Below are 6,697 nucleotides of genomic sequence, written 5' to 3' on the forward strand. Positions count from 1 at the left end.
AAGCTTGTTCTGTTTTGGAGCAGAAAGTAAAATCAACTGTTAATTATGTATAAGATTAAAGAGAGAAGGGTTTGTGTGAATACAACAGGAGGTTTGAAGCGCAGTTTCATTCTTGCGGGTTTGTTGCTGGCAACGTTTCTGTCCGCGATCGAAGGCACGGTAATCGGTCCGGCGGGTCCAACGATTGTCAGCGAATTGGGGAGCGTGCAACTGCTTAGCTGGATTTTTACCGCATACCTGCTCACGATGGCAGTCAGTACTCCGATTTTTGGTAAAATCAGTGACATATATGGGCGTAAACCCGTTTTTCTCATCGGCTGTGCCTTATTTTTGCTCGGCTCACTCTTATGCTGTCTTTCGCAGAATATGGAGCAACTGATCATCTACCGTGCCATTCAGGGGATTGGCGCAGGCGCTGTAGTACCGGTTACCTTTACGATTATCGGGGATATCTACCGCATTGAGGAACGGGGCAAAATTCAGGGCTGGATCAGCTCGGTATGGGGCATTTCGTCTCTCGTTGGGCCGCTGCTCGGAGGTTATTTTGTGGACAACCTCGGCTGGCAATGGATTTTCGGATTTAATGTGCCCTTTGGCTTGCTCGCCATGTGGTTTGTATTCCGTTATCTCAAAGAGGACATTTCACCACGTACCGCTAAAATTGACTATGTTGGTGCGCTCACCTTCACCGTTGGTATTACCGCTATGCTTTTTGTATTGTCGGCAGGCGGGCAGTATTACGCGTGGAGTTCTCCATTGATTGTGGGACTGAGCGTGGTCGCTGTTTTGTTTCTTATCTTGTTTTTTGTGGTGGAAAAAAGAGCCCAGGCCCCGATGGTTCCACTTCATCTGTTCCGTATCCGGGACATCCGGGTGGCGAATATCGCCGGCCTACTGACCAGCACATTGATGATCGGCTTAACCAGCTATCTGCCACTCTGGGTGCAGGGAGTACGTGGAGGCAATGCAACCGAGTCCGGTTTGCTGCTCGCGCCTATGTCCGTTGGCTGGCTGATCGGTAGCGTATGGGCAGGCCGATTGTTGCTCAAGATTGGATCACGGCTGACCAGCTTAATCGGACTTACCGGGATCGCCATTGGTTCAGGTGGGCTGTTCTTAGTTGGTGGAACCTCGCCACAAGCCGTGTTGTTTATTCTGACCTTCATTTATGGTCTTGGTTTTGGTTTTGCCTTTACGATCTTTACGATTATCGCGCAGTCGTCTGTGGGGTACAAAGAGCGTGGTTCTTCAACGGCACTGCATACGTTCATGCGTACACTCGGCCAGACGATCGGGGCGGCGGCATTTGGAACGTGGCTGAATTTCCGTATCTCGACACTGTCGAGTAAACAAAATTTAGCGGCATCAGGTATATCGGAGAAGGATCTGAATGAGCTGCTTGCACCGCATACGGATGTTGCGTTATCGGACGAGAAGTGGGCGTTGCTACGCAGTGTACTGGAGGGTAGTTTACACTCCTTGTTTGTCATCATGTTTGTTATTGCGGTCGTTTCATGGGTCACTACGCTGGCCTTGCGCAAAAGGCTAATTGTTCCTGAGGATGCAGATGCCCCGCCGCAAGTGGAAGCTATGCAGAAGTAACTGACATGCTGGGAGAAGGAATGGAAATGCACCCCAAAACAATGGGATTCAAGGATCGATGCATATTTTCGCTATGTACTAAAAGCAGCTGAACATCAGCTGCTTTTTATATTTCCGTGGGTTTGGTATGATGAACTGGAAAAAGGAGGATGATGTGACTTGAGCAACCCGAAGTGGCTAGCCCTGCATTCCGTTTCCTTTCCTGTCCGTATCTTCTCAGCATTGCTGACTTGTATTTCAATGTCTCTTATTACAGTTCTCAACAAATACGTGCCTGTATCTGAGCGAATGGATAATACGTACTATACTCCGTTCTGGTCTTCATTAGTTATTACCGTGTTGATCTATCTGGCCATAGTCATTTTTCTCATGCTTCCATTGTCACTCTTTGCGGATGCGGTATCGATATCTGTGGCGCAACGAACTAGAGGGAGAATCCATCCGGTTGTATCTGTAGTGATTGGTTATGTTCTTTTAGCAGGATTAAGCGGTGTTCTGTTCTCTCTTTTTGTGTTTCGGGGGAATACGTTTCTTTATATGGACGCCATTCGCCAGATTTGTATCATGACCCTGATCTTTCTGATCTGGCAATATATTTTAAGAGCAGGATCTTACTGGCTACAACACAATAAACAAGCAAAAACCGGATGAGCCTTGGTCAGGCCCTCCGGTTTTTGCATCTCTACCACTCTGCTCAAGTTATCCAGCGTAAACCTGGTTGTCTAACTCGGATGAGGTGCACGTACGCATCTAGCTGCTCGCTGACAGACTTTCTGCTCCATGGGCCAGTCTGCCCAGAAGCTCGGACAGCAGTTCTTTGTCTTCTTCGCTTAGACCGCTGACTGCACGATCAATCTTGACCGCATATCCTGGATAGATGTCATCCATCGTGCGCTGGCCTTCTTCTGTCAGTTCCACAAAAATGATTCGTCTGTCTTGCGGACAATGTTTGCGGCGTAGAAGTCCTTTTTGCTCCAGCTTGTCAATGACATAGGTAACGTTCCCACTCTGCAACAGCAGTTGAGCTCCTACCTGCTGGATGGGTTGTGCTCCTTTCATATATAACACTTCGAGCACTCCATAGGCAGTCGGATTAAAACCATGTACTTTACTTCCAGATACAGCGTGTTCATTCACACTTTTGAACGTATGGGCCAAGGTGCGGTACAGATGAAGTGAACGTTCTGTCCCGATCTCTTGTAATTCCAGCATGCTGATCCCGCCTTTCCGTGTATTTATATAAGTTGACGTGATATATGAAGGTTCTCTTTGCTGTATAAGTTTGAACTAAGGTTAATTTACCCGTGCATAAAGTTAAACTTATACAATGCGTTTAGTAAAAGATCAGATCAACTTATATGAGTTGGATCATTATATCGATTGACGAATCAGAGGATCGTCATATGTTCATTGTAGACCTCAATTTGGCCGAAAAACATGCGATATGTCACAAGATTTGCATTTTTAGCATTTAAAATTTGATCATTTGTCACGATTTTGCGTACATATTTTAGATTGGAGCAATGAAATGGACTAGAGTGCAGGATACCAGGAAAATGAAAAATCATCCTGTGGATGTTCCTTTATCTCCGACTCGGGCAGGAGGTTCTGACTCAACCTCTTTTATATAATCATTTTCATACTAAACATTCGGAAAATGATGGAGGAGAAACGGGATGACAACAAAAAACACTTTAGCGGGAAAAAGTGCACTGAAACAAAATCGTGCTTTTGTAACATTGATGGTGTCTCAGGCGATATCCAACTTGGGGGATTGGCTGCATCTGTTGGCCATTTTCACTCTGGTTGGGCTTCGCTGGAATGCAACGCCGTGGGAGATCACGTTTGTGATGTTGTCTGCGGCATTGCCGATGCTTCTCACAGGGCCATTTGCGGGTGCGCTGGCAGATCGGTTGAACCGAAAGTGGTTGATGGTTACCGCCGACGGAGCAAGAATTATCATTGTGGGTGCGTTTATTTTCGCGAATCAGATATGGCAAATTTACGTATTGCTTATTCTTAAATCTCTATTTGATGTCATGTTCTCACCCGCGAAGAACGGCAAATTAAAAGAAATTGTGCCAGATCACCAGCTTGCCCAAGCGGTTTCCATTAGCTCGGTGATTGAACAAATGTCCAAAATTATCGGCCCGGCGCTGGGCGGATTACTCGTAGCCGGGTTCGGGATCACGTGGTGTTTTGTGTTAGATGCGTCATCGTTTCTGATCTCTGGCATTATTTTATTGTGGATTCCCGGACATCGGGTGATCCAACGAGTGAATTCTGACGTAACAGGAGTAGAGGAAGAGACAGCAGGATCGATTCAAGTCAAACAATCCTTTTGGAAAGAAACACTTGAGGGCATCCGTATGTTAGCTTCTCTGCCTCATGTCGGAACGTCACTTTTTTTACTAGCATCCGCGATTTTGTTTCTGCAATTTGCCGATTCACAAACGGTTGTTTTATTCAGGCAACTTCCCGGTATTTCGGGCGATCTGCTTGGATGGTGTGTCGCGGCAAGTGGTGTCGGAACGTTAATTGCGGCAATGAGTGTCCGGAAATGGAAAACAGCAAGCCATGGCTTAAAAATGGGGCTGGGAACTGCTGTGACAGGCCTTGTAATCGGGACGGCTGGTATAGTCGTTGTCGTATGGCCTTCTGCAGGAATGGGTGCGCATTTGCTTCTTATTTCGCTGTTTGCCTTGGCCGGTGTTGGCATTGGATTTGCTGTCGTACCTTTTCAGATTCTGTTGCAAGAACAGACTCCTGAGCCGATGACAGGCAGGGTATTCGGTACTGTAGGCAGTGTGATGACAACGAGCAACATTCTTGGTCCTGTGGCTGGCGGGTTATTAGTGACTTCGTTTGGTGTTGTGCCTGCGTTTGTAAGCTCAGGTGTGCTGCTGACACTACTCGGTCTATTGTATTTGTTGAAGTCAAGAGCGAAGCGTGCAGAAGATCTGGAGGCAGTTCTTCCGGCGAAGTCTGTGGCAACCGGAGAAGGATCGTAAGGTGTTTTAGAGAGATAATAGCCCAGCATGAAGGCAGAAATTAATTTAAATTTAAAATGTTTTTACTGAAAAATCGTTTGAGGAAACGCCTTCATGTTTAATGAGGAACAGGCAAAAGTCCCTGTATACTAATTAATCCTAGGGGAAAACTCATATGCCTTGTCCCACCAACGCTAACGCGGAAAGGGGGTGAAGTAACTTGAACTTAATAGGGAAATTACCCAGATCGATCACTCGTCTGGCAAGCATTCCGTTAGCCATTCTGGCCGGAACGTTGGTTATGGGCATCGGTTCGTCGCATGTATATGCGGATGATGCTCAGAATCAGGCGGGTTCAAGTAAACCGTCCAGCGGATTGTCATTGAACCTGCTCTCACGCGATGCAGATGGCAGCCTTGATCTGACTCCATCGATATCGGTATCCACACCACTACTCGATGTAGAAGTTCCTTCGATCCAAACGAATGCATCTACCGGCAAGCTAAGTGTATCTGAGTTGAAGGTCGATACACCGCTTGGATCGGCAGGAACATCGCAGATTGGCATCGATGCGAAGCAAGGGACGGTGGATCTTCCTTCTGTACAAGCAGACACACCTGTCATTCAAGCAGATGTGTCCAGCAGTCAGGTTGATCTCCAAGGGGGAACAGCTTCCTTGCCGGGGATTAAAGCCGAGGTTCCCGAGGTTATCCAAGCAGAGACGTCTGCTGTACAAACAGACCTGCGGCAAGGCAAGGTTAAACTTCCTTCCGTGAAAGTTGATGTTCCTGAAGTTACATCGGTGGATGTCAGGGCATCAGGTGTAGATCTGAGCGAAGGCAAGGTACAGCTTCCAAAGGTGAAAGCAAATGTGCCTGCTACTGGTGTATCATCAGAAGTTGATTCTGGTAAAGGAAAGATTGAACTTCCGGTTGTGAAACCGGAGCAGCCTGTAGATACTTCAGATCAGCCTAGTAAGGCAGTCGATTTACCTTCGTCTCAGGGCAAGCTGAGTGGACAAAACACGGCACAAGATGAAATACAGGTTACAGGTCAGGTTATGGATCGTGAGATCAATCCGGATTCGGTAACCGAGCCTGCTGTTTCTCAGGCTGTGCCTGTGAAGCAAGATGGTCTGAAACAACGTGCGAAGGAAACAAATTCAAACGTATCTTTACTGGATAATGAATGGTTGGGGATGAACCCATCCTTTGGTAAATCAACAGCGGAGAAGCAAGGTCAAGGGAATCTGAATGCGGATCAGGCAATACCTGAGAAGCAGGATGAAGCCTCTGCACCATGGCAACCACGGGCAGAACGACCGGCTAACTGGTCTGTTATGGCAATAGCTCCTTCTGCAACGAGTACCTCTACAGGTACAAGCACCGGTTCGTCCGGTGTGACGGGGGGCGGAGCATCCGTTCCAGCTGTAGCACTGCCTTTAGCTTTAACAAGTCCGGTGATGCCAGGTTACGATTTTGCTTTTGACATGAAACGCTTGGATGGTTTCAGCCAGTGGTCACAAGCACCACCAGGTCAGCCGCCGAAATATACCTCTTTCTCATAAACAACAATGGCGTTAATTCAACCAAAAATGAGAAGGAGTGTATATTATCATGAAAAAAGTGAATCGTTGGGTAAAATTGTCGGTATTGTCGGGTACGTTGGTAGCTGGATTGCTGGGAGCTTCACAGGCAACCTATGCAGATAGCTATAACAGCGACAGCAACGGTAATTTGGATCTGAATGCAGGTCTGCGTCTGGAACTGGGACCATTGTTGTCAGGACAACGTGACGCTGGTTACGGGAATACTGGCAACTATGGGGGTTCCTCTAGCTCAAGCGGTGCATTGAATCTGGATCTGGGGCTAAACGCCGGTGTATCCGCCGAGAACACGAACCGTTACAATAACGAATCTACGGACGTTACGAGCGAGCAAAGTAGCTCTGGCAAACTGGGCCTCGGTCTGAATGCCAATGTGTCTGGAGAAGCAGCAACGATGAACGAGTATTCACGAGATGGTCAGACACGCAACAGCAACACGAACAGCAGCTATGCGAGCGAAAGCCGTGGCATGCTCGATCTGGGTCTGAACGCGAAAGCG

The 6,697-nt window shown here is 47.4% G+C and carries 6 protein-coding genes; 5 read left to right on the plus strand and 1 reads right to left on the minus strand.

Annotation, left to right across the window (positions count from 1 at the left end; translation table 11 throughout):
• The first annotated feature begins 93 nt into the window (after nucleotides 1-93).
• Nucleotides 94-1,602: an MDR family MFS transporter gene (locus BLQ13_RS27805; RefSeq protein WP_244159498.1), complete on the plus strand. Its 1,509-nt coding sequence runs from the start codon at nucleotides 94-96 to the stop codon at nucleotides 1,600-1,602.
• A gap of 159 nt (nucleotides 1,603-1,761) precedes the next feature.
• Nucleotides 1,762-2,253 carry a hypothetical protein gene (locus BLQ13_RS27810; RefSeq protein WP_090924919.1) on the plus strand — a complete coding sequence of 164 codons (492 nt, stop codon included), beginning with the start codon at nucleotides 1,762-1,764 and terminating at the stop codon, nucleotides 2,251-2,253.
• Nucleotides 2,254-2,352: 99 nt separating this feature from the next.
• Here BLQ13_RS27810 and BLQ13_RS27815 read toward each other — a convergent pair whose 3' ends face one another.
• A complete protein-coding gene (locus tag BLQ13_RS27815; protein WP_090924920.1) occupies nucleotides 2,353-2,814 on the minus strand; it encodes a MarR family winged helix-turn-helix transcriptional regulator in 462 nt (153 codons plus the stop codon).
• A 464-nt stretch (nucleotides 2,815-3,278) separates the two neighbouring features.
• Between BLQ13_RS27815 and BLQ13_RS27820 the strand changes: the two genes are divergently transcribed.
• The 3 genes from BLQ13_RS27820 to BLQ13_RS28635 all read left to right on the plus strand — a co-directional run.
• A complete protein-coding gene (locus tag BLQ13_RS27820) occupies nucleotides 3,279-4,613 on the plus strand; it encodes an MFS transporter (RefSeq protein WP_090924921.1) in 1,335 nt (444 codons plus the stop codon).
• A 199-nt stretch (nucleotides 4,614-4,812) separates the two neighbouring features.
• On the plus strand, nucleotides 4,813-6,159 hold the full coding sequence (locus tag BLQ13_RS27825) for a hypothetical protein (RefSeq protein WP_090924922.1): 1,347 nt from the start codon (nucleotides 4,813-4,815) through the stop codon (nucleotides 6,157-6,159).
• A gap of 49 nt (nucleotides 6,160-6,208) precedes the next feature.
• Nucleotides 6,209-6,697 (plus strand): hypothetical protein (locus tag BLQ13_RS28635; RefSeq protein WP_167375859.1); only part of this gene is annotated, 489 nt, incomplete at its 3' end.

Source organism: Paenibacillus polysaccharolyticus (assembly GCF_900102085.1).
Classification (GTDB): Bacteria; Bacillota; Bacilli; order Paenibacillales; family Paenibacillaceae; genus Paenibacillus; species Paenibacillus polysaccharolyticus.